Source organism: Acinetobacter sp. P1(2023) (assembly GCF_028367635.1).
In the GTDB taxonomy this organism is placed as follows: domain Bacteria; phylum Pseudomonadota; class Gammaproteobacteria; order Pseudomonadales; family Moraxellaceae; genus Acinetobacter; species Acinetobacter pittii_E.
This window is the reverse complement of the sequence record NZ_JAQNDD010000004.1, coordinates 283,397-309,625: the sequence shown is the minus strand read 5'-3', so window position 1 is coordinate 309,625 and position 26,229 is coordinate 283,397. Positions and strand designations below refer to the sequence as shown.

General features: G+C 36.0%; 27 protein-coding genes and 1 tRNA gene. 10 read left to right on the top strand and 18 right to left on the bottom strand.

Translation table 11 applies throughout. The features are described 5' to 3' along the window. Window positions 1–55: 55 nt before the first annotated feature. The gene (locus tag POD11_RS08520) at window positions 56–526 is read left to right on the top strand and encodes a hypothetical protein (protein WP_262456933.1); all 471 of its coding nucleotides are present in this window, start codon (window positions 56–58) and stop codon (window positions 524–526) included. A 72-nt stretch (window positions 527–598) separates the two neighbouring features. Here POD11_RS08520 and POD11_RS08515 read toward each other — a convergent pair whose 3' ends face one another. Beyond that, window positions 599–934: a hypothetical protein gene (locus tag POD11_RS08515; protein WP_262456932.1), complete on the bottom strand. Its 336-nt coding sequence runs from the start codon at window positions 932–934 to the stop codon at window positions 599–601. Window positions 935–1,105: 171 nt separating this feature from the next. Further along, window positions 1,106–1,813 carry a Crp/Fnr family transcriptional regulator gene (locus tag POD11_RS08510; protein WP_262456931.1) on the bottom strand — a complete coding sequence of 236 codons (708 nt, stop codon included), beginning with the start codon at window positions 1,811–1,813 and terminating at the stop codon, window positions 1,106–1,108. A gap of 92 nt (window positions 1,814–1,905) precedes the next feature. Between POD11_RS08510 and POD11_RS08505 the strand changes: the two genes are divergently transcribed. Further along, window positions 1,906–2,427, top strand: coding sequence for an Mpo1 family 2-hydroxy fatty acid dioxygenase (locus tag POD11_RS08505; protein WP_262456930.1), 522 nt, complete (start codon window positions 1,906–1,908; stop codon window positions 2,425–2,427). 46 nt (window positions 2,428–2,473) lie between these two features. On the opposite strand, the gene ychF is transcribed toward POD11_RS08505, so the two are convergent. The 8 genes from ychF to POD11_RS08465 form a co-directional block, all read right to left on the bottom strand. Next, window positions 2,474–3,565 (bottom strand): redox-regulated ATPase YchF, encoded by a 1,092-nt coding sequence (gene ychF, locus POD11_RS08500; RefSeq protein ID WP_004642544.1) that lies wholly within the window; start codon window positions 3,563–3,565, stop codon window positions 2,474–2,476. Window positions 3,566–3,658: 93 nt separating this feature from the next. Next, window positions 3,659–4,318 (bottom strand): methionine ABC transporter permease, encoded by a 660-nt coding sequence (locus POD11_RS08495; protein ID WP_262456929.1) that lies wholly within the window; start codon window positions 4,316–4,318, stop codon window positions 3,659–3,661. Beyond that, window positions 4,299–5,375 (bottom strand): methionine ABC transporter ATP-binding protein, encoded by a 1,077-nt coding sequence (locus tag POD11_RS08490; RefSeq protein WP_262456928.1) that lies wholly within the window; start codon window positions 5,373–5,375, stop codon window positions 4,299–4,301. The genes POD11_RS08495 and POD11_RS08490 overlap by 20 nt, the downstream gene beginning before the upstream one ends. Window positions 5,376–5,380: 5 nt before the next feature. Continuing rightward, window positions 5,381–6,214, bottom strand: coding sequence for a MetQ/NlpA family ABC transporter substrate-binding protein (locus POD11_RS08485; protein ID WP_262456927.1), 834 nt, complete (start codon window positions 6,212–6,214; stop codon window positions 5,381–5,383). A gap of 13 nt (window positions 6,215–6,227) precedes the next feature. Next, window positions 6,228–7,058, bottom strand: a complete 831-nt coding sequence (locus POD11_RS08480; RefSeq protein ID WP_262456926.1) for a MetQ/NlpA family ABC transporter substrate-binding protein — start codon at window positions 7,056–7,058, stop codon at window positions 6,228–6,230. A gap of 14 nt (window positions 7,059–7,072) precedes the next feature. After that, complete coding sequence (locus tag POD11_RS08475; RefSeq protein WP_262456925.1) at window positions 7,073–8,485, bottom strand: LLM class flavin-dependent oxidoreductase; 1,413 nt, start codon at window positions 8,483–8,485, stop codon at window positions 7,073–7,075. Continuing rightward, the gene (locus tag POD11_RS08470; RefSeq protein WP_262456924.1) at window positions 8,485–9,708 is read right to left on the bottom strand and encodes an SfnB family sulfur acquisition oxidoreductase; all 1,224 of its coding nucleotides are present in this window, start codon (window positions 9,706–9,708) and stop codon (window positions 8,485–8,487) included. Before POD11_RS08470 ends, POD11_RS08475 begins: the two co-directional genes overlap by 1 nt. A gap of 12 nt (window positions 9,709–9,720) precedes the next feature. Continuing rightward, window positions 9,721–10,956, bottom strand: a complete 1,236-nt coding sequence (locus POD11_RS08465) for an SfnB family sulfur acquisition oxidoreductase (protein ID WP_262456923.1) — start codon at window positions 10,954–10,956, stop codon at window positions 9,721–9,723. A 345-nt stretch (window positions 10,957–11,301) separates the two neighbouring features. On the opposite strand from POD11_RS08465, the gene POD11_RS08460 reads away from it, so the two are divergent. The 6 genes from POD11_RS08460 (at window position 11,302) to POD11_RS08435 (ending at window position 16,588) form a co-directional block, all read left to right on the top strand. Beyond that, entirely contained in the window at window positions 11,302–12,066 is a 765-nt protein-coding gene (locus tag POD11_RS08460) for a glutathione S-transferase family protein (protein ID WP_016141265.1), read from the top strand. 532 nt (window positions 12,067–12,598) lie between these two features. Beyond that, window positions 12,599–13,492 (top strand): amino acid ABC transporter substrate-binding protein, encoded by an 894-nt coding sequence (locus tag POD11_RS08455; protein WP_016141264.1) that lies wholly within the window; start codon window positions 12,599–12,601, stop codon window positions 13,490–13,492. A 94-nt stretch (window positions 13,493–13,586) separates the two neighbouring features. Then, complete coding sequence (locus POD11_RS08450) at window positions 13,587–14,429, top strand: amino acid ABC transporter permease (protein ID WP_016141263.1); 843 nt, start codon at window positions 13,587–13,589, stop codon at window positions 14,427–14,429. Between the two features lie 2 nt (window positions 14,430–14,431). Beyond that, window positions 14,432–15,109, top strand: coding sequence for an amino acid ABC transporter permease (locus tag POD11_RS08445; protein ID WP_016145033.1), 678 nt, complete (start codon window positions 14,432–14,434; stop codon window positions 15,107–15,109). 13 nt (window positions 15,110–15,122) lie between these two features. Beyond that, the gene (locus POD11_RS08440) at window positions 15,123–15,866 is read left to right on the top strand and encodes an amino acid ABC transporter ATP-binding protein (RefSeq protein ID WP_002114298.1); all 744 of its coding nucleotides are present in this window, start codon (window positions 15,123–15,125) and stop codon (window positions 15,864–15,866) included. Between the two features lie 251 nt (window positions 15,867–16,117). Beyond that, on the top strand, window positions 16,118–16,588 hold the full coding sequence (locus POD11_RS08435) for an Lrp/AsnC family transcriptional regulator (protein ID WP_016141261.1): 471 nt from the start codon (window positions 16,118–16,120) through the stop codon (window positions 16,586–16,588). A 45-nt stretch (window positions 16,589–16,633) separates the two neighbouring features. Here the strand turns inward: POD11_RS08435 and POD11_RS08430 are convergent, their stop codons facing one another. The 3 genes from POD11_RS08430 to POD11_RS08420 form a co-directional block, all read right to left on the bottom strand. After that, entirely contained in the window at window positions 16,634–17,383 is a 750-nt protein-coding gene (locus POD11_RS08430; protein WP_016141260.1) for a YebC/PmpR family DNA-binding transcriptional regulator, read from the bottom strand. Between the two features lie 160 nt (window positions 17,384–17,543). Continuing rightward, complete coding sequence (locus tag POD11_RS08425) at window positions 17,544–18,089, bottom strand: 1-acyl-sn-glycerol-3-phosphate acyltransferase (protein ID WP_262456922.1); 546 nt, start codon at window positions 18,087–18,089, stop codon at window positions 17,544–17,546. Window positions 18,090–18,276: 187 nt separating this feature from the next. Then, the gene (locus tag POD11_RS08420; protein ID WP_016141258.1) at window positions 18,277–18,849 is read right to left on the bottom strand and encodes a TetR/AcrR family transcriptional regulator; all 573 of its coding nucleotides are present in this window, start codon (window positions 18,847–18,849) and stop codon (window positions 18,277–18,279) included. A 279-nt stretch (window positions 18,850–19,128) separates the two neighbouring features. On the opposite strand from POD11_RS08420, the gene POD11_RS08415 reads away from it, so the two are divergent. Beyond that, window positions 19,129–19,992: an iron-containing redox enzyme family protein gene (locus POD11_RS08415; protein WP_262456921.1), complete on the top strand. Its 864-nt coding sequence runs from the start codon at window positions 19,129–19,131 to the stop codon at window positions 19,990–19,992. Between the two features lie 182 nt (window positions 19,993–20,174). Here the strand turns inward: POD11_RS08415 and POD11_RS08410 are convergent. Continuing rightward, window positions 20,175–20,251, bottom strand: a tRNA-Ile gene (locus POD11_RS08410). A gap of 1,138 nt (window positions 20,252–21,389) precedes the next feature. Further along, the gene (locus tag POD11_RS08405; protein WP_262456920.1) at window positions 21,390–22,274 is read right to left on the bottom strand and encodes a LysR family transcriptional regulator; all 885 of its coding nucleotides are present in this window, start codon (window positions 22,272–22,274) and stop codon (window positions 21,390–21,392) included. Window positions 22,275–22,363: 89 nt separating this feature from the next. Here POD11_RS08405 and POD11_RS08400 point away from each other — a divergent pair, with 89 nt between their 5' ends. Next, window positions 22,364–22,801, top strand: coding sequence for a PACE efflux transporter (locus POD11_RS08400; protein ID WP_032053744.1), 438 nt, complete (start codon window positions 22,364–22,366; stop codon window positions 22,799–22,801). A gap of 60 nt (window positions 22,802–22,861) precedes the next feature. Here the strand turns inward: POD11_RS08400 and POD11_RS08395 are convergent, their stop codons facing one another. The 3 genes from POD11_RS08395 to POD11_RS08385 all read right to left on the bottom strand — a co-directional run bounded on the left by POD11_RS08395 (window position 22,862) and on the right by POD11_RS08385 (window position 26,141). After that, the gene (locus tag POD11_RS08395; protein WP_016141254.1) at window positions 22,862–24,277 is read right to left on the bottom strand and encodes a purine-cytosine permease family protein; all 1,416 of its coding nucleotides are present in this window, start codon (window positions 24,275–24,277) and stop codon (window positions 22,862–22,864) included. A gap of 238 nt (window positions 24,278–24,515) precedes the next feature. Continuing rightward, window positions 24,516–24,980, bottom strand: coding sequence for a hypothetical protein (locus POD11_RS08390; protein WP_262456919.1), 465 nt, complete (start codon window positions 24,978–24,980; stop codon window positions 24,516–24,518). 231 nt (window positions 24,981–25,211) lie between these two features. Continuing rightward, window positions 25,212–26,141, bottom strand: a complete 930-nt coding sequence (locus POD11_RS08385) for a DMT family transporter (protein WP_262456918.1) — start codon at window positions 26,139–26,141, stop codon at window positions 25,212–25,214. Window positions 26,142–26,229: the final 88 nt, after the last annotated feature.

The window sequence follows — 26,229 nt, the reverse complement described above, 5'->3', positions numbered from 1 at the left end:
GTATTGTAGCCGAATTTAATAGCATAGTGCCGAAATGTTTAATCGGCAGTTTGATATGTTCAAGGCAAAGATTCGTTTAGTTTATATCGCCATGATGTGTGCAGGTATTTTTACATTGCAGGGCTGTGATAATGGTAATCAAGGTGCAGAAAAAAAAGTAGAAATTAAGCCAGCACCGAAACTAACCAATGATGCAACTGTTTATGCTCAAAAAGCATGGACATTAATTAACACGGTTGAGCATTTAGTTTATGAAAAGCAGCTTAGCCAAATCGATGACAAAGTTCGTAAACCGTTACGTCAATTAAGTACAGACTGGCGTATCAATGTAAAAATGACAGATTCGGTCACTGAAGGAAAATATGCGCTTTGCCGTAAAGCTTTAACGAGTCTAGATGTATGGGCGCGCGAAACGCTTCAAAATAATAGTTCGGTTGCTCAAAAACAGGCAGATTATGAGCGTGATAAACAGCAGTGTAAGGAAGCGATTGAAAATCCGAATTTAGGAAACACATCTCCTAAATAAAGCCTATACATATAAAAAAGCGAGATGATCAATCTCGCTTTTTTGCTTTAAACGATAGTGGGTGAATGATAATTATGGTTTTGTTGCAGCTTTAGCTGTGTTGGCAGTTTTTACAGCATCTTGCTTCATTTGGTGAGTCATTTGATGTGATTCATGTTGTGCATGAGTCGCACTGGTCATTGCGTCATGTTTTTGCGTAGTTAAATCTTTTTTTACATCCTGTTTAGTTTTAGCTGCTTCTTTCTTCACTTTTTGAGCGGTAGCTTTTCCATGTGCTACTACACATTTTCCACCTTTATGATTTGGTCCTGTACCACCTTGTAGTTGAGTTCCTTTAGGACATGCAAATGCCGAAACACTTAACATAGCCAATACGCCTGCTGTAAGAATTGTTGATAATTTTTTCATGTTAATCAGCGCCTTGTTGAGTATTATTGCTCAGCTTGAGTGTAGGGTGAAAATATCTGCTTTAACACATTTATTTTGTGGAAATAGAGTTTGAACAATGTGTTGTTTTGCAGTGTTATCTAATTTTTTAATTTAATTTTAAGTTTTTATTATTTAGCCGCTTTTAAAAAATTAGGATTGTGCTTGAGCAACTCCTTTCAATCTCTCAATATCTAAAATCTCAATTTTTCTAAAAGCAATTTTGATGATCTTTTGCTTTTCGAGTAGGTTCAGTTCATGATTGATCGTTTGCCTAGATGTGGTCAGCATATTGGCCAACTGTTCTTGAGAAATATGAATGTGACGATCTTGAATAAGAATATGATTGCCATATCCTTCTAGAATGAACAGAAGACGTTGAGCCAGCCTTTGAGAAATACTGCGTGTTTGTATCGCAATCTGTTCTAAGAAAACATACCTGAGTTTTTGGCTGGTTAATCGTGCAAAGTAGTACCAATAATAGGGATTTTCATTGAGTAGTTCATTTAATGGTTTTGCGGGAACGTGCAGTACTGTACTTTTTTTCAAAGCAATTGCGTCATGCGATCGTGGCTCATGGTCAATCAGTGATATTTCACCAAACCACATAATCGGCTCAGCAATAGCAGAAAGAGCTTCATTACCGTTTACATCGACATAACCCAAGCTAATTGAGCCTTCAAGTACTGTATAAATACCATCAAATACATCTTGAGCATGGAAAACATAGCTATTTTTCTCAAAGGTGATTTGCTTGCCATGTTCTAAAATAAAGTTTTGGAATGTTTCCGGAAGCACACTAAACCATGTATTTTCTTTTAGTCGGTTAATATAAATTAGGTCCAATATTCGATCATCCATGAAAAGATTCTTTACTTTGTCAAATAGCTGACAACTTTAAGTTTTCCTTATATGTACAGTATGACTATATGTTGATGAATAGGGAATAACTCATGTCAAATCTGGAGCAACAGCTTAGCAAATATGCGGCTTATCATTTAGATCATAAAAATATTTTGACGCATTTTATTGGTATTCCACTCATCGTGTTTTCAATTCTATGTTTAACTGCGAAAGCAGGGATTGATATTGGTAACTTTAAAATTACTTTAGCCATGGTGCTGATTGCAGCTAGTACCATCTATTATTTTATTTTAGATAAAGTATTTGGCTTACTCATGCTGATTCTTTTAGCCGCTGTGTATCCACTGGTGAGCCAAATTGCCCAGTTACCTTTAGGACAATGGTTAGCGGCAAGTATTGGTTTCTTTGTGGTGGGTTGGGGCTTTCAGTTTGTTGGGCATTATTTCGAAAAGAAAAAACCTGCTTTTGTTGATGATGTGATTGGACTTGCGATAGGGCCATTATTTGTATTGGCAGAATTTATATTTATGTTAGGTTTTAGAAAGCCTTTGCATGCGCGTATTTTACAAGAAGCGCGCAGTAAACGAGAGATGATGGATGTAAACCATTAAATATAAAAAAGCCCCAACATATTGGGGCTTTTTTTTGAGCTTTAACTTATACGTTAAAACGGAAGTGCATTACATCGCCATCTTGAACAACGTAAGTTTTACCTTCTAAACGCCATTTACCAGCTTCTTTAGCGCCGTTTTCACCGTTGTATTGTACGAAGTCATCATATGCAACAACTTCAGCACGGATAAAGCCTTTTTCGAAGTCAGTATGAATAACACCAGCAGCTTGAGGAGCAGTTGCACCAACTTTTACTGTCCATGCACGTACTTCTTGTACACCTGCAGTGAAATAAGTCTGTAAACCTAAAAGTGCATAACCTGCACGAATAACCACATTTAAGCCCGGTTCTTCCATGCCCATTGCTTCTAGGAACTCAGCACGATCTTCATCTTCTAATAATGAAATTTCAGCTTCGATTTGGTTGCAAAGTGGAACAACAATTGCGTTTTCTTCCGCAGCAAGTTTTTTTACTGCGTCTAAGTGCGGATTGTTTTCAAAACCGTCTTCTGCAACATTTGCAATATACATGGTTGGTTTTAAAGTCATTAAACCAAAACCACGAACTAATTTACGTTCATCATCAGACAAATCAGCCGCGCGAGCTGGTTTACCTTCGTCAAGTAAAGGTTGGATTTTTTCTAAAACTGCTTTAGTTGCTACAGCTTCTTTGTCACCGCCTTTAGCAACTTTAGTTAAACGTAAAATTGCTTTAGCAACCGTTTCAAGATCGGCAAGTGCAAGTTCAGTATTGATAGTTGCGATGTCGTCTAATGGATCAATTTTACCATTTACGTGAATTACGTTTTCGTCTTCGAAACAACGTACAACATGAGCGATTGCATCAGTTTCACGGATGTTAGCAAGGAATTGGTTGCCTAAGCCTTCACCTTTTGATGCACCAGCAACAAGACCTGCAATGTCCACAAATTCCATTGTAGTTGGCAAAATACGCTGTGGTTTAACAATCGCAGCAAGTTTGTCTAAACGTGGATCTGGTACAGGAACAATACCTGTGTTTGGTTCAATGGTACAGAAAGGGAAGTTTTCCGCTGCAATCGCTGCTTTCGTTAATGCATTGAAAAGGGTAGATTTCCCTACGTTTGGCAGACCAACAATACCGCAATTAAAACCCATGAAAACCACTCACAAATGTGTAAATTAAAAATTGTCGCTGATTTTACATGAAAGCCATGACAAAGTCATGGCTAGAGCAGGGTTGTATTGCGTTTAAACTTTACGTTTATCAAGTTGCTGGGCTAATGCATCGCCAGTTGCTTGTACCAACATGACTAAAACAATTAAGACTAAAATCACAGCCACCATAATTTGCATATCAAAACGTTGATAGCCATAACGATAAGCAATATCCCCTAGGCCACCTGCACCAATAGCACCAGCAATCGCAGAGGAGTTAATCATAGTTACAATAGTCACGGTAAAGCCTGCAATAATTCCCGGTAAAGCCTCTGGTAAAAGTACATGCCAAATTATTTGTTTACGGTTACAACCCATGGCTTGTGCAGCTTCAATTAAGCCTTGGTCGACTTCGCGTAAACTGACTTCTGCAATACGTGCAAAGAAGGGAATTGCTGCAATGGTCAATGGAACAACGGCAGCCCAAACCCCGTAACTTGTACCCACAATCCAGCGAGTAAGTGGAATCAGTGCAACCATTAAAATAAGAAAGGGTACAGAGCGAGTAATGTTAATGACCCAACCCAAAGCCTGATTAATCTTTTGTGAAGGGTGAATGCCGTGCTCAGAAGTACTTACTAAAATAACAGCAATGGGTAAGCCAATTAAAAAAGCAATAAATGCAGATGCGCCTACCATGAGTAAGGTATCTACAGTTCCAGTAATTAATAAATCAATGAGCTGGTCGTGCATAGCCAAGTACCTCAAATTGTGCAATTGCAGTTGATGTGTCTTGTCGTATAGATGAAAGATCAATTTCTACGTTGGGAATACCGACTAAAAGAGAACCAATAATGTGCCCTTGAATGGTATCGACCTGACTTTGATATAAATTGACGGGTGCTTTAAATCTAGCAAGTAGTTCTTGAATATCTGGAACCTGATGTGCTTCAGCTTCATATTTCAGTTTTACAATAATATGAGTTGAATCTTCATCGGGTAGAGGACTGATTTTAAAAGGTAGAGTGATCTGCTCAAGGTTTAACAATTCTTGAGTAATTTGTTGCTCTGGTCGTGAAAATACAGACCAGACTTGCCCAGCCTCTACAATTTCACCTTGGTCAATCACAACGACCTGATCACAAATTTCTCGAATGACCTGCATTTCGTGTGTGATGAGTACAATCGTTAGACCAAGTTCCTGATTAATCTTTTTAAGTAAAGCCAAAATAGTAGCGGTACTTTCTGGGTCAAGTGCTGAGGTGGCTTCATCACACAGTAAAATTTCAGGATGATGGACAAGTGCACGTGCGATACCGACACGTTGCTTTTGTCCGCCCGAAAGTTGTGATGGATAATGACCAGACTTATCTGCAAGACCTACGAGTGCCAGAACTTCATTTACACGCTCATCGATATCTGCTTTGTTGTAATTGGAAACTTTTAAGGGCAATGCCACATTTTCCCAGACCGTTTTTGCAGACATCAAATTGAAGTGTTGGAAAATCATTCCAATGCGTTGGCGAGTTTGAATAAGCTCGGCATGACTCAATTCAGCAATGTTTTGTTGATGAATATGAATACTGCCTGTATTTACTTGTTCTAAGCCATTTAAAGTGCGGAGTAGGGAAGATTTTCCCGCACCACTTTTACCAATAATGCCTAAAATCTTACCTTGAGGAATATCAAGGTTAATCTCTTTTAAAGCATGCAGCTTTTGACCCTGTGATTGGTAAAACTTATTTAAACCACGAATTTTGATATGAGGTAGAGAAAAATCAACTTGTGATCCAAAACTCACCATTGTCATTCTCCTTATTTCCAGCCTTGAAACCACATACCTTGGCCAAAGTCTTTATCCAGAATATCTTGTGCTTGTTTTGAGTTCTGGAATGCTTTAACAAAGGTTGCAAGTTTTTGGTTTTTATCTTGGTAATCGCGACGGGTCACAAACAAAATTGCATATTTTTTATCGATTGGATCTAAAAATAATGCGCTATGTGGGTCGGTTACCTTTGCCATTTTTAAGTAGTGAGGGAAGCCGAAAATTAAATCGACATCGTTATATGCATGTGCTGTCTGCGGACCTTCAACCTCAACAAAGCTCAGCTGTTTGGGATTAGCAATAATGTCTTGAGTGGTTGAAAGTTCATTATTAATGTCTTTAAGCTGAATTAAACCTGCACGGTGCAATAAAATTAAAGCACGGGCTAAATTGACCGGATCGTTTGGAATAGCAACACGTGCATTTGTAGGTAAGTCTTTAAGTGATTTATATTTTTTTGAATATAAACCCACATGACTTCCTGAGCCCACGGCAAATGCATGTAAGTCATAACCCGTTTCTTTTACAGCATTACGTAGAAATACGCTTTGCTGGAAAAAGTTTGCATCAATATCACCGTTTTGTACGGCAACATTTGGTGCTCGCCAGTCTGAAAATTCAACAAGTTTGACATGCACTCCTTGCTTTTCGACTTCATTGGCAACGCTTTGTAGCAGCTCCGCATAAGGTGGACTAATGCCAATCGTTAAAACATTATCGGCTTGTTTGTTTTTAATATAACGGTAACCGACGAGGCCCAGAACTACGATAATAATCGTAATTCCGAGTAACCAAGGCTTATGCTGTTTGAACTGAATCGCCATAATCTTTCCGTTATTACTTCCAGCCAGGGAACCAAAGTTTTGGCCCAATTTCAGCGTCTAAGACAGCTTTAACTTTTGGTGAATTTTGATAGATCTCAACAAATTTCTTTAACTTATAGCCTTTATCCTGATAGTCATCACGCACTACAAACAAAATGGCATAACGTTTATTAGTATTGTCATCAAGTAAAAGAGCACTATCAGGGTCAGCTGTTTTTGCTAAGCGCAAGTAGTGTGGGTAGCCAAAAGCCAAGTCAACATCATCAATTGCACGAGCAGTTTGCGGTCCTTCAACCTCGATAAATTGCAAGTTTTTAGGGTTTGAAACAACATCTTTAAGTGCAGATAAATGGTTATTTGAATCTTTAAGCGTAATTAATTTAGCTTGCTGTAAAAGTAGTAGGGCACGACCTTGGTTCACAGGATCATTTGGAATGACTACACGTGCGTTTTGTGGCAATTCATCAAGGCTTTTATATTTCTTTGAATAAAGTCCCACATGTGATGCTGCACCTACTGCAAATGCTTTTAATTTAAAGCCAGTTTCTTTAATTGCATTGTCTAAGAACGGTTGATGCTGGAAAAAGTTCGCATCAATATCCCCATGATTTAAGGTAATGTTTGGTGTGTTCCAGTCAGAAAACTCAACCAGTTTCACATTTAAACCTTGTTGCTTTGCTTCATCGGCAGCAGCTTGTAAAGTTTTTGCAAATGGTGGACTAATACCAATCACAAGTTCATTTGAGCCACTTTGACGGTGTTTATTCCAAAAGAATAAAGCAACAAAAAGGACTACAACGACTAAGCCTACGCCTAGCCATTTTTTAGAGGCTGTTTGAGCCATGTCTATCTCCAAATTTAAGCGGTTATTTCTTCAATTGTTGTTAGTTTTTTGCTGTTGTTATAGGGACTACATCGGAATGCTTGAACAGGGTGTTGTTCTGGTAATTGATCACCCCGATTAAAGATTTTGTTCCGCAGTGAACCCGTTTTATATGCAGTTTTATAGCGACCACGTTGTTGTAGCTCAGGAATAACCAAGCGAATAAAGTCGTGGTGAGACTCAGGTGCAACTGTACGTGTCAAATTAAAGCCATCAATATCTGTTTCATCTAAAAGATGAATTAAGTATTCAGCAACTTCTTCGCCACTACCCACGATGAGGGGATAACGACCACCTAAAACATGCTGAGCTTTTAAATCATTTTTTGTGATTTGTTGCTCTTTAAATTTTTCGGTAATCGAAACAATACTGTTACTTTTTTGGTAAGGAATCGCTTCATCGTCGGCAAATTTACTTAAGTCGATACCAGTTGAACTCGCATAATGCGCTAAGCCTGCTTCAGGACTTGCATACTGACGATATTCATTAAGTTTCTGTACAGCGAGATCATGTGTTTCGGCAACAACAACGGTTATACCGACAAAGACTTTAATATCATCCGCTGAACGGCCTTGCTGTTCTGCAAGAGCACGAATCTTTTTCACCTGTTCGCGTATTTTTTCGGGTTTGTCACCGCCAATAAAGATACATTCAGCATGACGTGTTGCAAACTGCATACCTTTTGGTGAAGCGCCTGCTTGAAATAGGGTTGGGGTGCGTTGCACAGAAGGAGACACCTGAAATACACCTTCACTCTGGTAATATTTTCCATGATGGTAAATGGTATGCACTTTAGAAGGGTCTGTAAAAACGCGCCGTGCTTTATCTTTTTTAACTGCGTCGTTTTCCCATGAACCTTCCCAATATTTGTAGCAAAGCTCTAAAAACTCTTCGGCTTGTTCATAGCGAGCATCGTGATCTTTTAAACCTTTTTGGCCAATTAAGCGTTCCGCACTATCTAGATAGCCTGTCACGATATTCCAGCCAATACGGCCTTGAGTTAAATGGTCAAGACTCGCAAAGCGGCGAGCAAATTGATACGGATGCTCATAGCTTAAGTTCACAGTGACTCCAAAACTTAAGTTTTGAGTAACTGCCGCCATAGCTGAAATGAGTGTAGATGGGTCATGGCTTGGAAGTTGAATAGACTCTTTTAGTGTTAGATCTATACCATTTTGATAGACGTCATAGACACCTGTAATATCGGCAATAAACAAGCCATCAAATAAACCACTTTCTAAGGTTTTGGCGTGTTCTGTCCAATAGCTTAGTTCATTAAATCGGTGTGATTCATCACGTGGATGTGTCCATAAGCCATGATTGATATGCCCAACACAGTTCATATCAAAGGCATTAAGTAAAATTTCTTTCGCTTTAAAATCTGTCATTACAATGTCCCCCGACGAGGTGGTAGAACACCGTTAAGAACATAGTTCCCAATAAAGTAATATTTCCAGCGTGCAGCGTCATGTAACGTATGTACGCGTGCATTGCGCCAGAAACGGTCTAAACCATCTTGTGACTGACTTCCACGACTACCAGCAAGTTCAATCAGTTTCGATGATGCTTTGAGAGCTGTATCGCTACTATGAGCACGTACTTTGGCAACATCGATGGATGCTTTTGCAATGCTTTCAGGTGTGGTTTCAATTTTTGCGGCATCAATTGATTGAGCTGCCTGTTTTAATAACACTTCACTTGCTCGTACATCTACCGCAATGCGTCCTAATTCATAAATCGTTAAAGGATCTTGGTTTGCAGTTTCTACATTTGAATCGATCCATGGGCGAGCTTGATGTACTCTTTGCAAGCTTTCTTCAAAGGCCGCTCGAGCAATGCCTACCTCAATTGATGCGTGCATAATTTGGGCAAAAGGACCCACTAAGGTTGGTTGTAAAAATGCAGTATCAAAAGGAATGACATCATCTGCATCGACAAAAACCTGATCAAATTTAACCGTGCCGCTACCTGTGGTTTTCTGTCCAAAGCCAGACCAGTCATCTACAAGCTTTAGACCTTGTGAACCACTTTTTACAAATGCCAGATACTCTCGACCTGCATCGTCTAAAACTAAGGTTGGAATACGGTGAGCAAATAAACTTCCTGTGCAGTAAAACTTTTCACCCTGAATCAAATACCCATTTTCATGCGGACGGATATTGGTTTGTTTATGGGTTGAAGTTTTGGTTTTAAACTCAGCAAGTGCATTACCAAAACGAGTGCCACTTAACACTTCGCCGTATAAACGTTGTTTTTGAGCTTCTGTTCCCGTATTGCGTAAGACTTCTAAAGCGTAAAAATGGTTTTGTGGAATTTGTCCGATTGAACCATCGGCACCGCTTAAAAGTGCAATCACTTTAGCAACAGTATGACTGGAAACTTCGGCACCGCCATATTGCTTTGGCACTGTAATTGCCCATAGGCCAGACTGGCTCAATGCATCGATTTCGGTATAGGGTAAAATTCGCTTAGCGTCTCGCTCAACTGCAGTTTTTTTTAATTGTTCAGCAAACTGTTTTGCAATTTCTAAAGCTTCAGCATCATTTTGAATAATGTGCGCTTGGCCAGATGCCGAGGTTTGTTTAGTTTGAACTGATTGATATGAAGTCATGACAATTTCTCCTTAAATCCAAGCATGGCGGGCAGGGAAATGACCATTAAGGTAATAATTGCCAATGGCATGTAATTTCCAGCGAACAGGGTCGTGTAAAGTATGTACACGGGCATTTCGCCAATGTTGATCTAAATTGTGTTGGCTTAAGCTTGAACGGCTACCGCCCAGTTCCAGCAGTTTTTCAGAGATTTGTAGAGCCGCATCATTGGCATAGACTTTTGCTTCAGCAACCAAAATTGAAGCTTTTGCAACTTGCTCATCGGTCACAGTTTGAAGTTGGTCAAGTTCATCTAAATATTCAGCAGCTTCATCGAGTAATAAAATGGCCGCGTCGAGCAAAATATTTAACTTACCCACTTCTTGTAGGGTGTAATGTTCAAAACTGGCTTTTTCAACATTTGCATCAATAATTGGGCGTGCTTTATGAATAGTCGATAAAGTATCGTCAAAAGCAGCTTCCGCTATACCTACATCAATCGCTACTTGTAATAACTGCGAATAAGCACCGCGATAAGTTGGGGTTTGCGTCAATAAGCGTTCATCAAAAATAAGCTCAGGATTAACTTCAACATGAGTTAATTTAACCGTACCGCTCGCTGTAGTACGCTGACCAAAGGCATTCCAGTCATTAATGACTTCAATGCCTTGAGCATCTCGGTTAACAATGACTAAAACGACATGGCCCTCAGGATGAATCGCTTTGATTGCAAGCCAATGCGCAAAACTTGTACCTGTCGAATAAAATTTTTCTCCATTTAAAATATATTTATCGTTTTCAATAGTAAGCGTGGTTTTTAAGGTTTTTGAGTCATGGGTATTTCGTTCGGGACCACCGTTGGCAAGACGTTTACCGGCTAATATTTCGGAAAAGATAAATTGTTTTTGTTGTTCTGTGCCCATGATTTCGATCAGGTTTAACAGGCTAATCTGATTTTGTGGAATCTGACCAACATTCGCATCGCCTTTACTTAAAATACGGAAAACTTGAGCCAAAGTTTTATTAGAAACAAAAGCACCGCCGTATTTTTTTGCAATGCGAATTCCGCCTAAACCTTTTTGGCTAAAGCTTTCAATTTGCTCATACGGTAATAAGCGTTGTTGATCACGTGTATTACGACCCTCTAAAGCAAAATCAGCTACTTGATAAGCAGCATTAATCGCTTGTTGATCATTTTGAATGATTTGGACGTATGCCGTCGTTTTAGATAGAGAATTAGACATAATGACACCTTGTATTGCTGTCATTACCTTACAAAAGAAATATTTTTCCACTAAACGAGGACTTATGCTCAGCTTATGAATAAAAATGCAAAGCACTTTTTTTGATTTTTAATAGATAAATAGAGATATAGAAATATATTAAAAATCAATAAATTATAATTTTTATCTGTAAAATGAATAACTAAAAAGGTTTTAATATGAAAAAGAGCTATAAGTACGGTAAAAAAAGATATAAAAAATATAGACCTAACTGTCAGCGAAAAATGAGCACAATATCCATTGTTTTCATTAAAAATAGCTTCTAAAGTATCTACTTACCATCGACCATTTTTGTACAAATAGTCAAATAAAAATAAACGTGGAGATTTTATGCGGGTTTTGTATCAGTTTCCTTTGTCCCATTATTGTGAAAAAGCTCGCTGGTTGTTAGACCATAAAGAACTTGATTATGTGGCTCATAACTTAATTCCAGGATTTCATCGTGCTTTTGCACAACTCAAAACAGGCCAAAATTTATTGCCTATTTTGAAAGATGATCATCAATGGATTGCTGAATCGACTAAAATTGCACTTTATCTGGATGATACCTATCCAGAGCACTCACTGTTACGTCGTGATGAACAATTAAGACAGCAAACATTAAAAATAGATAGTTTGGCTGATGAGCTAGGTATTCATGTCCGTCGTTGGGCTCTGGCTCACACTTTGGCACATGGTGACCATGCTTTAGAAATTATGATGGGTGAACAAGGCTATTTGCGTCAGTTTGAAAAAATCTCGAAACCCTTTCTCAAGACACTGGTAAAAAAGAACTATAAACTTGAAGAGGAGTTAGTGAGTCAGTCAAAAGAACGTATGGATGAACTCATAAATGAACTAAATAACTGCTTAATAGAAAATCAGGCACGTTATATGGTGGGTGATCGCTTAAGTCTTGCTGACATTTCTGTATGTTCTATGCTTGCTCCTTTATTGGAAATAAAGGGTACGCCGTGGGAACGCGAAGAGGCGGAAGATGCTTCAGAAGAGTGGAATAACTATCAGCAAAATTTACTCGATTTACCTCTTGGTCAGTATGTTTTAAGAATATATCAAACTGAGCGTAATGCGCGTGTAGATTGGCGCGGAATTTAAAGTCATAAAATGCCCTGAGAAAATCGGGGCTTTTTTTATCTTTCATAATTAATTTATTTATTCATGTATTACTATCAATTTTCTAAATGATTTTTATCAGGCCATTTGTTTATATTATTGTACTAACTAAACGACTTTTAACTCTATAAATTTAATTTTACCTAAATGACTAATAATTTTAATTTTTATGATTTTTTGGAAAATACAATTTTTCTAAATACTGTTTTTAGCCAAAGTTAAGCCACTTTATTGTGCGTGTGTTTACATTGTAATCAATAATTGCCACATTTAAGTGTAAATAGATGAGCTTAATAATAGACAGAAGATTAAAACATAGATTAAAGTAGAAACATGTGAGCAGTTTTAAAGGTATTAATTCTGCAAAACAGATTGAATAAAATAAGTGAAGCAAATGGATGTGTCCTGCTTGGAAAAGTTGGCTCGATAATTGCAATTTAATAATAAATCACTCTATTGCCCTATATGAATGATTCTATAGATAAATAGAGAGAATGATCATCAAGGAGTTCTTATGAAACGTTCTGCAACCTCTCTCATTATTTCAACAGTTATGCTTTGTACGGTTGGCGCTACTTCTCAAATTCAAGCAGCAGATACATTAGCTAAAATTAAAAGTACCGGAAAAATCGTAATTGGTCATCGAGAATCTTCAGATCCAATTTCATATGTTGTTGCAGGTAAACCAGTAGGTTATGCAGTCGATATCTGTAACCAGTTTGCAAATGACATTAAAAAAGAATTGAAAATGCCTGGGTTAAAAGTTGAATACAAGGCAGTAACATCATCAACACGTATTCCTGAGCTTTTGGCAGGCAATATCGATATGGAATGTGGTACAACTACAAACTCTAAACAACGTCAGCAACAAGTTGGTTTCTCAACAAACTACTACGCAACTGAAGTACGTATGGCTGTTAAAGCGAGCTCTGGCATTAAGAGTTTGGCAGACTTAAATGGTAAGGCAGTGGTTACTACTCAAGGCACTACATCTGACAAATACATCAAGATGAATGAAAAAGGTCAGGCTGTTAATGTTCAAAATATTTATGGTAAAGATCATGCTGACTCTTTTGCTATGATGGCATCTGGCCGTGCTGCTGCATTTGTAATGGATGATAATATTTTAGCAGGCTTGATCGCTAAGTCTTCTACACCTAAAGCGTTTGCAATTGTTGGCCCAGTACTTTCATCTGAACCTTACGGTATTATGCTTGCTAAAGATGATCCAAAATTTAAAGCAGTTGCAGACCGCACTGTAAATAATTTATGGAAAACTGGTCAAATGGACGCTTTATATAAGAAGTGGTTCTTATCACCAATTCCACCAAAAAACACGAATTTGAACATGCAACAAAGTTCATCTTATAAGAAATTAAAAGCTCACCCAACAGATGCAGGAATCTAACTGGATCTTTTTGTCCTAAATTTACTTGTGCAAGTGTAAAAATTCATTTGCACAAGTGGTCTATTTTCTAAAGATATTAATTTAAGGGGCAAACATGTCAGTCGGCTCGCTAAACTGGACTATATTCTGTGCGGAGTCTAATGAATATGGTGTCGATAAAGCCGCATGGGCAGAATCAGTTTGTAAAGCTATTGGTAGCTCAAGCTACAATACTTATGCTGAGGCACCCACATGGTTACAAATGTTAGGTTCAGGCGTGTTCACTATGATTTGGACAGCTGTTATAGCCTTTCTTATCGCATTTTTATTAGGTTCTCTCCTCGGGGTAATTCGTACATTACCTAACAAACCTCTCGCATTTATCGGCAATTGTTACGTTGAAATTTTCCGTAATATTCCACTTATTGTGCAATTATTCTTCTGGGCTTTTGTTTTTCCCGAATTTTTACCGGACAGCTTAAGTGCAGGTAGTGGGGATGTAGTTGCTGGTGGTTGGTGGAAAAATATTTTGAATCAGCAACCTGCGGTTATTGGTGTTTTTGCATTGGGTCTCTACACGGCTGCCCGTGTATCTGAGCACATACGTGCCGGTATTAATACCGTTTCTCGTGGACAGAAGTTTGCAGCTTCCGCTATGGGGTTTACGACAGCACAAAGTTATCGTTATGTCATTTTACCGGTTGCATATCGTACTGTATGGCCAACGATTACGTCTGAAGCAATGAACGTTTTCAAAAACTCAGCTGTTTTATATGCCTTGAGTGTGTTGAATTTCTTTGCTTATACGAAAACCATGCGTGAAGAAACTTCTCAGGACATTATCATTCTTATTCTCTCTACTCCTGTTTATTTAATTATTACTTATAGCATTAAGTTTGTGATGGCATGGATTGAGAAACGAATGGCTGTACCTGGCTTAGGTTCAGGAGGGAAGTAATCATGGATTTTTCTTTATTACAAAACCCTGATGTGATTGCAGCACTCAAAGAAGGTTTCATTTTTACGCTTACCGTAACGGTATTGGCAATGATGGGCGGTATCTTAATTGGAACCCCATTGGCAATGATGCGTTTATCTAGCAATGCTATCGCCAGCAATTTTGCAAAATTTTATGTTGATCTGTTTCGTGGTATTCCACTAATTCAGGTGATCTTTATTTTTTACTTTTTGTTGCCGAAAATTTTTGAGTTTCAATCTGATACCTATTGGGGGCCGTTGTTCTCAAGCGTTGTGACTTTTGCGATTTTTGAAGCAGCTTTTTTCTCGGAAATTGTACGTTCCGGAATTCAGTCTATTTCAAAAGGACAGGTACATGCAGGCTATGCGCTAGGGTTTACCTATGGTCAATCAATGCGCTACGTGGTTTTACCTCAAGCCTTCCGTAACATGCTTCCAGTATTGTTAACTCAAACAATTATTCTATTTCAGGACATCTCATTAGTTTATGTCATTAGTGCACCAGACTTTTTAGGTCGTGCAGATACATTGGCTAATACTTATGGGCCTGAAACAAAAGCAACATTCTATTTAATCGTCGCTGTAGTGTATTTCTGTAGCTCGTTTGTGCTATCGCATTTAGTCAAACGCTTACAGCAAAAAATTGCCATCATTCGCTAATTGGAGATTTTAAATGCCAATGATAGACATCCAACATATCTCTAAATGGTATGGTGATTTTCAGGTTTTAACAGATTGCACGACGAGTATTGAAAAAGGTGATGTCGTTGTTGTGTGTGGACCATCTGGTTCAGGAAAATCAACACTCATTAAAACAGTAAATGCTTTAGAACCATTTCAACAAGGTGACATTATAGTTGATGGAATTTCGCTTAAAGATCCAAAAACGGATCTTGCTAAATTCCGTTCAAGAGTAGGAATGGTCTTTCAGCACTTTGAACTTTTTCCACACATGACTGTTTTGGAAAATTTGACGATCGCTCAGGTTAAAGTGTTAAAGCGCTCAGTTGCAGATGCTCGTGCAAAAGGATTGAAATATTTAGAGCGTGTAGGTTTACTCGCTCATAAAGATAAATTTCCGGGTCAGTTATCGGGTGGTCAGCAGCAACGTGTAGCAATTGCACGTGGTTTGTCTATGGACCCAATCTGTATGTTGTTTGACGAACCAACTTCTGCACTTGATCCGGAAATGGTCGGTGAAGTACTTGAAGTTATGGTGCAACTTGCACATGAAGGCATGACCATGATGTGTGTTACCCATGAAATGGGCTTTGCTAAAAGAGTATCTAATCGTTTAATTTTTATGGATGAAGGTAAAATTTTAGAAGACTGCCCAACGCATGAATTCTTTGATAATTTAGAAGCTCGCCATGAACGTGCGAAACTCTTCTTGGAAAAAATTCAGGCAATGCACTAATACCCTTAAAAAAGAGCCTTTCAAGGCTCTTTTTTTAAACTCATTTCTCTAGAAGTTATATTTTGCTAAGAGATTGATATATGAATAGCTTCCCATATTAAAGGTGTGCGAGTAGAAAGTGTAGAAGGGCTTGCAGATGCATTTGGCTGGCAAAGTTGTTTTTAGCTACCTTTAAGCCTTTGTATTTTCAATGCAGAAGTAGTGGTATAGGGTATACTGTCGTTATTATAAAATTCTGGCTGGAGATAAGAATGGAGTTAGACCGTTTTGATAAACAAATTCTAGAAATTTTGTCTCATGAAGACCTAAATTTGAATGAACTTTCAGAACGGATCAATCTGTCAGTCAGTTCTGTACATCGTCGTATCAAACATCTGATTGAAGCCAACATTATGGGCCAGCTCAAAAGGGAAATTAACTTTAGTAAGCTTGGATTTACTTTACATATTTTATTGCAAGTTTCATTAAGCAAGCATGATAGTGAAACGTTTGACAAGTTTCTTGCTGAAATAGAAGCAATTCCAGAAGTCACTAATGCTTTTTTGGTGACAGGGCAAAGTGCTGATTTTATTTTAGAACTTGTAGCGCGTAACATGGATGACTACAGCGAAATTTTGTTAAGACGTATTGGAAAAATTGACAATGTTGTTGCTTTACATTCAAGCTTTGTTATTAAAAAATATAATGTGTTTAACTGCTATAACTTACTTAATAAACTATAAAAAAACGCACCAGATGGTGCGTTTTCTTTCATTCAAATGTCTGATTTAGGCATCTAATTGAGCTAAAACCTCATCCGAGAACTCAACGTTGGTATAAACGTTTTGTACATCATCGAGATCTTCAAACATATCGATCATTTTTAGAATTTGTTTTGCTTGATCAACATCTGTAATTTCAGCTTTTGTAGATGGACTCATCACAACTTCTGCGTTGTCAGATTTTAAACCAGCAGCAGCGAGAGCATCTTGAACTTCACCAAAGGTCTCAGGTGAAGTAATTACTAAAATTTCATCTTCTGAAACTTCAATATCTTCAGCGCCAGCTTCTAAAGCAACTTCCATGATTTTATCTTCTAAAGAAACATCTTCAAAAGTAATCTCACCACGTTTAGTAAATAGATAAGATACAGAACCCGCAGTTCCTAAGTTACCATTTGTCTTACTAAAGCAGTGACGTACGTCTGGTACGGTACGGTTTAAGTTATCTGTCATTGTTTCAACAAGAACAGCAACACCACCAACGCCATAACCTTCGTAAGTTACTTCTTTTAAATCATCATTATCTTCACCACCAGCACCACGTTGGATCGCACGGTTAATGGTGTCACGTGTCATATTAACTGAGAGTGCTTTTTCAACTACTGCACGCAGACGAGGGTTGCTAGCAGCATCTCCACCACCAAGTTTGGCAGCAGTCACAATTTCACGAATATATTTAGTAAAAACTTTACCGCGACTTGCATCTTGTTTCGCTTTACGATGCTTAATATTGGCCCATTTAGAATGACCCGCCATGGACGTGAACTCCAAAAAAGAAAATGCAAAAGTGCTAGAATATTAGCATAGGCATGGTTTTGTTGAAAACTGTTGCCCTGCGTTTTGTTAGCCAATTGAATAAGAACAATAAGCTTAAGACCTAATGACTGAGATTAGGTCAAATTAAGTCCAATTTGATTTAGTTAATTTTCACATCTATGTTAAATTGTGCATATAGTTCTTTAATTGTTTCCAAATCTTTTTGTAAATCTGTTGGATAAATTTTACCTAAAATCCCACCTTGTTTACTTCGAGCATTGGCATACATTAAAACGATTGGAACATTGGCTGCTTTAGCAATATGCCAAAAACCGGTACGGATAGGTTTGCGTTCTGAACCATCTTTAGCGCGAGTAGCTTCAGGAGCAATCACTAAGTTAAAAGTTTCATGTGTTTGAAATTGTTCAACCATCTGAGAAACAATATCTTTACTTGCTTTGCGATCAACTGGAATGCCACCTAGCTTTTCTAAAAGTGGTTTAAGCGGGCCTTTAAAAAGTTCCTTTTTTATTAAAGTATGAATTTTTATATCTAAAATTTGAAAGAGGGCAATCGATAACACTGCATCTAGATTTGATGTATGTTCAAAGCCAATAATAACTTGTTTTTTCTCAAGAATTTGAGGATCTACATTGTAGGTCCAACCAACGGCTTTAAAAATAGAATTACCTAGAAATTTTTTCATAGATCAGTGCAAGTTGATAAATTTTCAGGATTCTAATATGAGTTTGTAGAAAAGCCTAGAGAAATTATGAAAGCTAAAGTAGGGCACCAAAATTAAGGATGAAGTAAGCTCTAAATTGTTTGAAAATTTATTTTTTATTTTTCTCTCAAACTTTTTATGAAAATAATAAACCTGAAGAATATTAAAACTATGAGACTTGCTGAGGGATCTCTTCATTAATTAAATATTCAATATATTGCCAGATCTTTTCTGGATTAATCAGGTTTTTATCCGTGGTGCCATCAATAATCATTCCATCAATAATAGAAATAATAATATGAACAAGAGGAGTAGGATTTTTTATACCTAATTGAGTAAGCTTTTCATGCAATAAATTAGTGAGCCATTTTGTATATTCGTAAAATGGTTCACGAATTGAAGTATATTGTTTAGATACTTCAATAAATGCTTTTTTAAATAAACATCCATTAAAGGTTTCGCTATTGATCCACTCAATATACCAATTAAAAATAATATGGATTTTTTCAAGAGGGCTGGCATCTTGATGTAAATTTAATTGTGCATTGATTGAGTTTTGAATATTTATATTCCGATGTTGCAAACACTCCATAATTAAATTTTCCTTTGAAGGAAAATATTTATAAAAAGTCATCTTTGCAACATTTGATTCAGCAATAATACGGTCAACACCAGTAGCATTGTATCCAATCTGATTAAATAAATTTAAAGCAGTATTTATAATATCTTCTTTTTTTGACATTACTATTCCATATAGTTAAAACTAATTATAACTTAATCTAAAATATTAAATTTTTAATACAAATTATGATAATAAAAAACTGAAATTGATTCAAGTTTATATTGTGATAATGATTATCATTTAATTGGATTTTTTTTAAATTTTCTATTTGATTTCGTATGATTTTACTTCTAATATTAATTAATGATGGAACATGTTTAAATATTAATTTAAGTCATTGTTTTTATAATAAAATATGTAAAAATCGGACAGGCTTTAATAAGTTTAACGAGAGCGGATATGCCTAAGAAATTTGAGAATTTTAATAATCCTAGAAAGAAAGCACTTGCAGGGATGAAGCAAAGCATTTCAGCCGAATTATGGGAAAAAAATTTAAACTTTTTGACCCGTTTGAGGGCGAAAATTGCTGAACACCCTGTATCTCATCATTCGGCAATTGATACTTTAAATAATGGCAAAATTAATAAAGAAGATTTAAAAAAAATTCATTTAGAATATCGTCACGCAATTGTTCAAACTTTCACCGATGCTTTGCTCATGGCACAATTTCAAACAAAACAATTAGAGCCAAGATTACATGCAGGTGCAAAAATGTATCCACGCTTTCTTTTGAGTTTAAATATTTTTGATGAGTTTGGATTTCGTCCAGGTTTAGATAAAGACGGTTACTATCAGGGGAATCCAGAATATGCTCACTATCCGCTATTTGAAGATATATTGAATGATTTTGGTATTACAGAACAAGATCGCCTCACGTATCAACCTTCTGAAATTGCAAAGCAAGTCAGGGTGTTTTTAGAAAATGCTTATGATGACTATAAGGCTGTTTCAGCGTTATTAGCAGTTGCAGAGGAAGAAGTTATTCTTTATAGCCCACCGTTACGTAAAGCCACCAAAGCAGTAGGTCTGGACGTGGAGGGTGGTGGTTATTACCATGTACATGGGATATCTGAGGATGAAAGTGCAGAAGCCGCAGATGATGACCATGAAGAAGACTTATGGTATGTCTTGATGCAAGCTTGTACAGAAGAAGATTATAACTATATTGAAAAGTTATGCTTAGAGTATTGTGATTTGTGGGAAAAGTTTTGGGATGCTCAGTTAGAAAATACAGAGCTGATGCAGAAGCAAATTTTAGCTTAATAGAAGAAATAGGAATATTCAGTTTAGAAGAAAGGTATTTAAAAGCAGTTTAAACTTTAAGATAAAATAAACTTTACAATTTGTTAATTAAGTTTTGAATATTGTTTAAATGAGCGAAAACTATTCTATTTAGATAATTATTAAAAAACCCCATAAACTTTTTAGTTTATGAGGTTCGAATTTGGTGGGCCCACACAGACTTGAACTGTGGACCAACGGATTATGAGTCCGCTGCTCTAACCAACTGAGCTATAGGCCCTATAAGTCAGAAAAGCTTTTAATCTCAAGGCTTTTCAGTGCGTGCAATACTAATCAATTTTTTAATTAAACACAAGTCATTTTCTGAAGTAGACGTAAAGTAAACTCAAAAAATATGGTGATTTATTGATTAAATATTACAAGCGATGGCGATTCTAGCGTATGTTTACTTCATGAGTAAAGTGAACTTAGTTATTTATCGATCAATTAGAACTTATTTCAGCAGTTTGTCATGTTAGTGATATAAATATTTTTTCAATTTGCATGATTAACTTATATAGAATGTCTTCGTTTAAAATGTGATCATTTTTGTATTTTATTTGTTTGTAGTAAATAATAATATATTAGTTAAACTTATTCAAAATACTTAAATATAAAAAAATACAAATTTTGTATGTATTAAAATTAAATTCAAAAAATATAGAAAGCGTCATTTCAAAAATCATATCTATTGAAAAATACTGTCTATAATTTTAATTTATTAGAATTCTAATGAAGTGTTTGTAAATGTATAATATTAAAAAATTATTCAGTCAAATAATTTAAATGAGGTATTGTTACTAATTTTTAGAGCAAATATAAAATTAAAAATTTAGAATAAAGTTATTTACAATTATATTGGTAAAAAGTTTAATTGAAGTAGTAAGGCAATTACTTCGAATATAAAAGTAGTGAATAAACGTATTTCCAATATTTAGATATGTGAATTTAATTAATTTAAAAATATAATATTTGTTCTTTATTTGTTGATTGTCTTTTTCTAAAAGCGGATAAGCCTTTTAGGGAAGAGAATGGAAGTTTTTATCATTGAAATAACCTTCTTTTTTCTAAAATATTTTCCATATAAAACTTAAAAAATGGCTATCATCGTAAGAATGTAATTCTTTGTATCTAATCAATTTTATTCTTGACTAAAACACTTGGGTTTAATAAAGTATAAGTGTATTTTTTACAAAATAAAATATTATTGCTTAATCCTGAAATACAGTAAGAAGCCTACTTTTTGAGTAGGCTTTTTGCTTTTAACAATAGTGGTAAAAATAGTACAGAGTAATAAGCTCAAACTTTAAAAAAATAGATTTAGCAAGAATTGACCTCATAAAAATACCTATAAGTTTTTATGATTCACATATGAAAATTTATAAATTTTCTTGAATAATTTGAATTAGCTCGCGAGCTGCTTTAGATAAAGGGCGATCTTGAAGCCAAATTAAATAGATTGATAGGGGTAAATGATTTTTTGTATTTTTAAAATCTAAAAGCACTAAATAACCTTGATCGATTTTTTCTTGTACTAGAGATAAAGGAAAATTTCCCCAGCCAAGTCCTGCTTCAACCATATTAATTGCTGTTTGTAGACTATTCGTTTTCCAGTACATTGCACCAATAATTGAACGGGGATCTGTCATTTCATGTTCACTACTCGCCACAACAATTTGTCTAATATTGATTAACTCCTCAATAGAAAACTGCTTTGATTTTTCTTGTAGAAGAGTATGGCTAGACGAAATAGTAGCCACTACTGTTTCAGTCATTACCAATTGTAGATTCTCACGCATTTTTATATTGAGGTCTGAACCTGCTAAGCAAAGACTAATTTGCTCTGTATAAAGTAAATTAACGATGTCATCTTGAGGCCCAGTAATAACTTCTATATTCAGCAAGGGAAATTTATCAGCTAACTTTTTTATTGAATTAAATAATAATTTGGTATTTACGTCTGAGACCACACCAATCCGCAATTTACTTTCAAGTCCTAAAGAAAGTTCATGGGCGTGAGTACTAAATAGCCTAAGTTGTTCAGATATAATTCGTGCTTGAGGTTCCAAAGCTAATGCTGTGGCGGTTGGAATGACCTTACGAGGGGTACGCTCAAATAAGGTGTAACCCAATTCTGCCTCTAAATTAGCTACGGCCATACTTACTGCTGAGGGTACCCGATTTAGTTTACGGGCGGCTGCAGAGAAAGAACCTGTATCGAGTACGGTAATAAATAATTCAATATTTTCACTGTTAAAATTCATTTTGATATCAGTTGAACTGAAAGCTATTAACTTTATATATGATTTTGACTGAAATTAAAATATAAAGAATTAAGCAGAGTTTGTTGATTATGCAAGGTATAAAGCGTCGAATTGTATATGTATCTTCTTACGAAGTAATCGGAATGATTATTTCATCAGTAGGGTTAGCGATTTTGGCAGGTGATAGTGTTGAACATACAGGACCACTTTCTGTCATGATTACGACCATCGCTGTAACTTGGAACTTTATCTACAATATTTTATATGAGAAGTGGGAAGCCAAACAAAGCAGTAATGTCCGTACAGTTAAGCGTAGAGTGGGACATGCTATTGGTTTCCAACTTACCTTAGTCTTATTTTTGATCCCTCTTATTTCTTGGTGGATGGATATTTCTCTGGTTGCTGCTTTTTGGTTAGATGTGGCCTTTATTATCATTATTCCTATCTACACTTTTATATTTAATTGGAGCTTTGATAAGTTATTTGGATTGCCCATTTCGGCACAAGCCAAAGCTCTACAAGAATAGTCGCCAAATCACATTAATAAGCTATCAAGGTGATCAACTTTGATAGCTTATCTAGTTTAATTATTTGATTTGATCAATCACTAATTGTTTTGAAAATTTGATTTGAGCTTTTTTGGCGAAAATATAGTAAATCAAGGCAGTAGAGATAAGGCCTACTAGCCACGATAAATCGATTCCTCCTAACATTGCCGCAATTTGACCTGTATAGAATTTACTATCAATAAATGGCAGTTGAATCAAAATACCTAAAAAGTAGCAGGTAATCCCAATCCGATTCCAACGGCCATACTTGCCATTTGGATCATAGAGCGCATCTACATCACATTCTTCTTTAGAGATAAAGTAATAATCAACAAGATTAATGGCGCTCCATGGAATAAAAAAGGTAAGTAAAAATAAAATAAATGCTTTAAAAGCAGTTAAAAAAGTATGCTCACCTATAATTGCAATAAAGGTTGAAATTACAACCATAGCAAGGACTATGAGTAATCTGGTTATTTTTGAGATTTGATTCGTCGATTTGAAACTATTCCAAACCGTAGCAATACACATAAAACTACCATAGGCGTTTAAGGTCGTCAGAGTAACTTTTCCAAAAGCAATACTAAAATATAAAAAGGTAACAACTAGGGCAATTGGATTCATACCAACAACATATTGAACTTCATTTCCAACAAAATTGCCGTTTGCAACCTGAGCGATCAAAACACCTAAGCTCATAGAAATTTGTGAGCCAATTAAAGAACCTAAGCCGACAGCCCAAAAAACACGAGATGAAGATGTTTTAGTTGGAAGATAACGAGAATAATCTGCAACATATGGTCCAAAAGAGATTTGCCAAGAAGCAGAAAGTGAAACTGCTAACAAAAATGAAGACCAACTGAAATGACGTACGGCTAAGAGTTCAGAAAAATCAGAAAGTGCTAAGATTTGAGTCAGAATAATCACAAAAGCGATCAAACCAATAATACTAGCTACTTTGCCTACCAAATGAATTAAACGGTATCCAATCGTTGCGAATAAAATAATTAAACTTGCATAAATTAAGATGCCAGTTGTATTACTGACATGTGCTAGATGTGCAATTGCTTTACCGGCTAATACCTCTCCAGTTGCGGTAAAACCAATATACATGAGGCAAACGAGTATGATTGGAATACATGCACCATATACCCCAAATTGCACACGACTTGAAATCATTTGAGGGAGGCCAAGTTTAGGTCCTTGGGCAGCATGTAGCGCCATGACGGCAGCACCAAAACATTGTCCTACTAATAAACCAATAATAGACCAAAAAACATCTCCACCTAAAACAACGGCAAGAGCACCTGTCACAATGGCCGTGATTTGTAAGTTGGCACCGAACCATAGGGTGAATTGAGCAAAAACACCTCCATGTCTTTCATTTTCTGGAATAAAATCAATGCTTCGATTTTCTATGAAACTATTATTAGATTTCCCAGCCGATGAGTCCATTACACTCTCCTTATCCTTTAAGAGTCACTCTATTCTTATTTATTCATATCTGTATAATCAAATATACACATGTATATACAAGTAATTTAAAAAAGAATCAAACATTTTTTAAAGTTTGAGCAATTAAAATCGACTTAAATTATTCATAGTTAAAAGAAAAATATTCGTTTGAGATTATTTTTTAAATTTAAATAATAAAAAAACAATATATAAAAAGCCCTCTCTAGAGGGCTCAATTTTATACATTTGCATCTAAAACCAGCTGAAAATAAGTAGGTAGTTCAGAAAATTGTACCAGTTGGGTTTTATCTTCTTGTTTAAAATAATATTGATAATTTGGAGTTTCTAAATGGTTATCTAGATATTGGGTTGCATCAGTAAATTGTGCTTTTGCAATAGGCTTATCTTTTTTGCATTTAATAATAACGGGGTTTACAGAGTTTAGTTTTACAGGAACACCATTTTCAAATTTAGCAGTTTCAATTAATAAGGAAATTTTGAAATCTCCGAAGGTTACACAAAAGTGTCCTCCATTTTCTGTCTTAATTTCTCGGTCAGAAAAAAGATCCTTAAATAAATTCTTTAGAGATTCTCTATGTTTATCTAAGGCAACTTGAAATTCATGATCTCGTTGCTCGATCTTTTCTTGCTCTTCTTGTAGCAATTTTGCTTGCTTTTCAATTGTTGTAAAATCCAGCTTCATTTTAATATCTCCTTTGGTTGTTTTAAAACTATATATGGCAATCCTTTATTAAGTTTTAAAGAAACATACAGTATTTGTTACAACGGAATAATTAAGATGAGCTTTTGTATAAATCATTACCAAGGTAAGAATATATTTGAAAATATAAGAACTTAAAGAGATTATTGTTGTTTTATATTTGAAAATGCTGCTACATATTAATGATAGATTTTTAATGTAGCAGCATTTTTCTTATTTTGTACAGTGTTTAGCCATAAGTGGAGTAGTTTTAATTTTTAAAAAACCTCCACTACTCATTACACCAAGCATCACCAAAGCTGTTCCTACTAACTGCCAGATATTGAGGGACTGTCCAGTAAGTAGAGCGATTATCATACTGAACACAGGCACAAAGTTAAAAAAGACAGAAGCGCGACCAGCACCTAACTTTTGTATGCCATTAAACCAGAATAAATAAGCAATCATGGTTGAGCAGATCACGACATATCCCATCGCTAAATGTGCATTTACAGGTGCAGAGGCAATGGCTAAAAGAGGATCTTCAAATGTCATACTCAACAAAACCAGTGTTATTGCTCCAAACATCATAGAAAAAGTTGTTGTTTCTAGTGGGGTAGCATTCTTTACATAACGACGAGACAGCACATTTGCGAGACAGAATCCAAATGCGCCCAATAATATAAATAGATCTCCAATGTCTATTTTTAGGTGAAGTAAAGTTGTTATATGGCCCTGACTAATCACAAGTAAAACGCCACTTAAGCCGAATAAAACGCCTAAAAATTTACTAGTAGTCAGTTTTTCACCATCTAACATGATTGTCATTAATAGGGTCATTAATGGTGTAGTTGCCATAATTAGAGCCCCGTTCACGGCAGATGTCGTTTGCAATCCATAAAAACAGCCTATATTGAAGCCTGCAATTCCGATTATCCCTATAATCAGATAGATCACTAGATTCTGTTTTAAGGCTGTCCATCTAAGCTGTCCCGTTATTGAAAAAATTATAAGCAAACTTAGACTTGCAATCGAAAATCGTTCAGATGCAGCAGATAACGGAGGCATATGTTGAATAATATAAGACATTGCATTAAATGCTGAACCCCAAAAAAACATTGTTAAGACAATACCAGCATAGGCATAAGCCACCGTTCTGTTCATGGACAGGCTCCCATTAAGAAAGGTTTTATTCTGGGCAATTACATAAAGGTGTACAATTCCATATAAATACACTTCTAATGTGAAAATT

Coding starts and splice junctions, on each gene's coding strand:
- POD11_RS08520 (WP_262456933.1), top strand. CDS start 56: ATGTTCAAGGCAAAGATTCGTTTAGTTTATATCGCCATGATGTGTGCA.
- POD11_RS08515 (WP_262456932.1), bottom strand. CDS start 934: ATGAAAAAATTATCAACAATTCTTACAGCAGGCGTATTGGCTATGTTA.
- POD11_RS08510 (WP_262456931.1), bottom strand. CDS start 1,813: ATGGATGATCGAATATTGGACCTAATTTATATTAACCGACTAAAAGAA.
- POD11_RS08505 (WP_262456930.1), top strand. CDS start 1,906: ATGTCAAATCTGGAGCAACAGCTTAGCAAATATGCGGCTTATCATTTA.
- ychF (WP_004642544.1), bottom strand. CDS start 3,565: ATGGGTTTTAATTGCGGTATTGTTGGTCTGCCAAACGTAGGGAAATCT.
- POD11_RS08495 (WP_262456929.1), bottom strand. CDS start 4,318: ATGCACGACCAGCTCATTGATTTATTAATTACTGGAACTGTAGATACC.
- POD11_RS08490 (WP_262456928.1), bottom strand. CDS start 5,375: ATGACAATGGTGAGTTTTGGATCACAAGTTGATTTTTCTCTACCTCAT.
- POD11_RS08485 (WP_262456927.1), bottom strand. CDS start 6,214: ATGGCGATTCAGTTCAAACAGCATAAGCCTTGGTTACTCGGAATTACG.
- POD11_RS08480 (WP_262456926.1), bottom strand. CDS start 7,058: ATGGCTCAAACAGCCTCTAAAAAATGGCTAGGCGTAGGCTTAGTCGTT.
- POD11_RS08475 (WP_262456925.1), bottom strand. CDS start 8,485: ATGACAGATTTTAAAGCGAAAGAAATTTTACTTAATGCCTTTGATATG.
- POD11_RS08470 (WP_262456924.1), bottom strand. CDS start 9,708: ATGACTTCATATCAATCAGTTCAAACTAAACAAACCTCGGCATCTGGC.
- POD11_RS08465 (WP_262456923.1), bottom strand. CDS start 10,956: ATGACAGCAATACAAGGTGTCATTATGTCTAATTCTCTATCTAAAACG.
- POD11_RS08460 (WP_016141265.1), top strand. CDS start 11,302: ATGCGGGTTTTGTATCAGTTTCCTTTGTCCCATTATTGTGAAAAAGCT.
- POD11_RS08455 (WP_016141264.1), top strand. CDS start 12,599: ATGAAACGTTCTGCAACCTCTCTCATTATTTCAACAGTTATGCTTTGT.
- POD11_RS08450 (WP_016141263.1), top strand. CDS start 13,587: ATGTCAGTCGGCTCGCTAAACTGGACTATATTCTGTGCGGAGTCTAAT.
- POD11_RS08445 (WP_016145033.1), top strand. CDS start 14,432: ATGGATTTTTCTTTATTACAAAACCCTGATGTGATTGCAGCACTCAAA.
- POD11_RS08440 (WP_002114298.1), top strand. CDS start 15,123: ATGCCAATGATAGACATCCAACATATCTCTAAATGGTATGGTGATTTT.
- POD11_RS08435 (WP_016141261.1), top strand. CDS start 16,118: ATGGAGTTAGACCGTTTTGATAAACAAATTCTAGAAATTTTGTCTCAT.
- POD11_RS08430 (WP_016141260.1), bottom strand. CDS start 17,383: ATGGCGGGTCATTCTAAATGGGCCAATATTAAGCATCGTAAAGCGAAA.
- POD11_RS08425 (WP_262456922.1), bottom strand. CDS start 18,089: ATGAAAAAATTTCTAGGTAATTCTATTTTTAAAGCCGTTGGTTGGACC.
- POD11_RS08420 (WP_016141258.1), bottom strand. CDS start 18,849: ATGTCAAAAAAAGAAGATATTATAAATACTGCTTTAAATTTATTTAAT.
- POD11_RS08415 (WP_262456921.1), top strand. CDS start 19,129: ATGCCTAAGAAATTTGAGAATTTTAATAATCCTAGAAAGAAAGCACTT.
- POD11_RS08405 (WP_262456920.1), bottom strand. CDS start 22,274: ATGAATTTTAACAGTGAAAATATTGAATTATTTATTACCGTACTCGAT.
- POD11_RS08400 (WP_032053744.1), top strand. CDS start 22,364: ATGCAAGGTATAAAGCGTCGAATTGTATATGTATCTTCTTACGAAGTA.
- POD11_RS08395 (WP_016141254.1), bottom strand. CDS start 24,277: ATGGACTCATCGGCTGGGAAATCTAATAATAGTTTCATAGAAAATCGA.
- POD11_RS08390 (WP_262456919.1), bottom strand. CDS start 24,980: ATGAAGCTGGATTTTACAACAATTGAAAAGCAAGCAAAATTGCTACAA.
- POD11_RS08385 (WP_262456918.1), bottom strand. CDS start 26,141: ATGAACAGAACGGTGGCTTATGCCTATGCTGGTATTGTCTTAACAATG.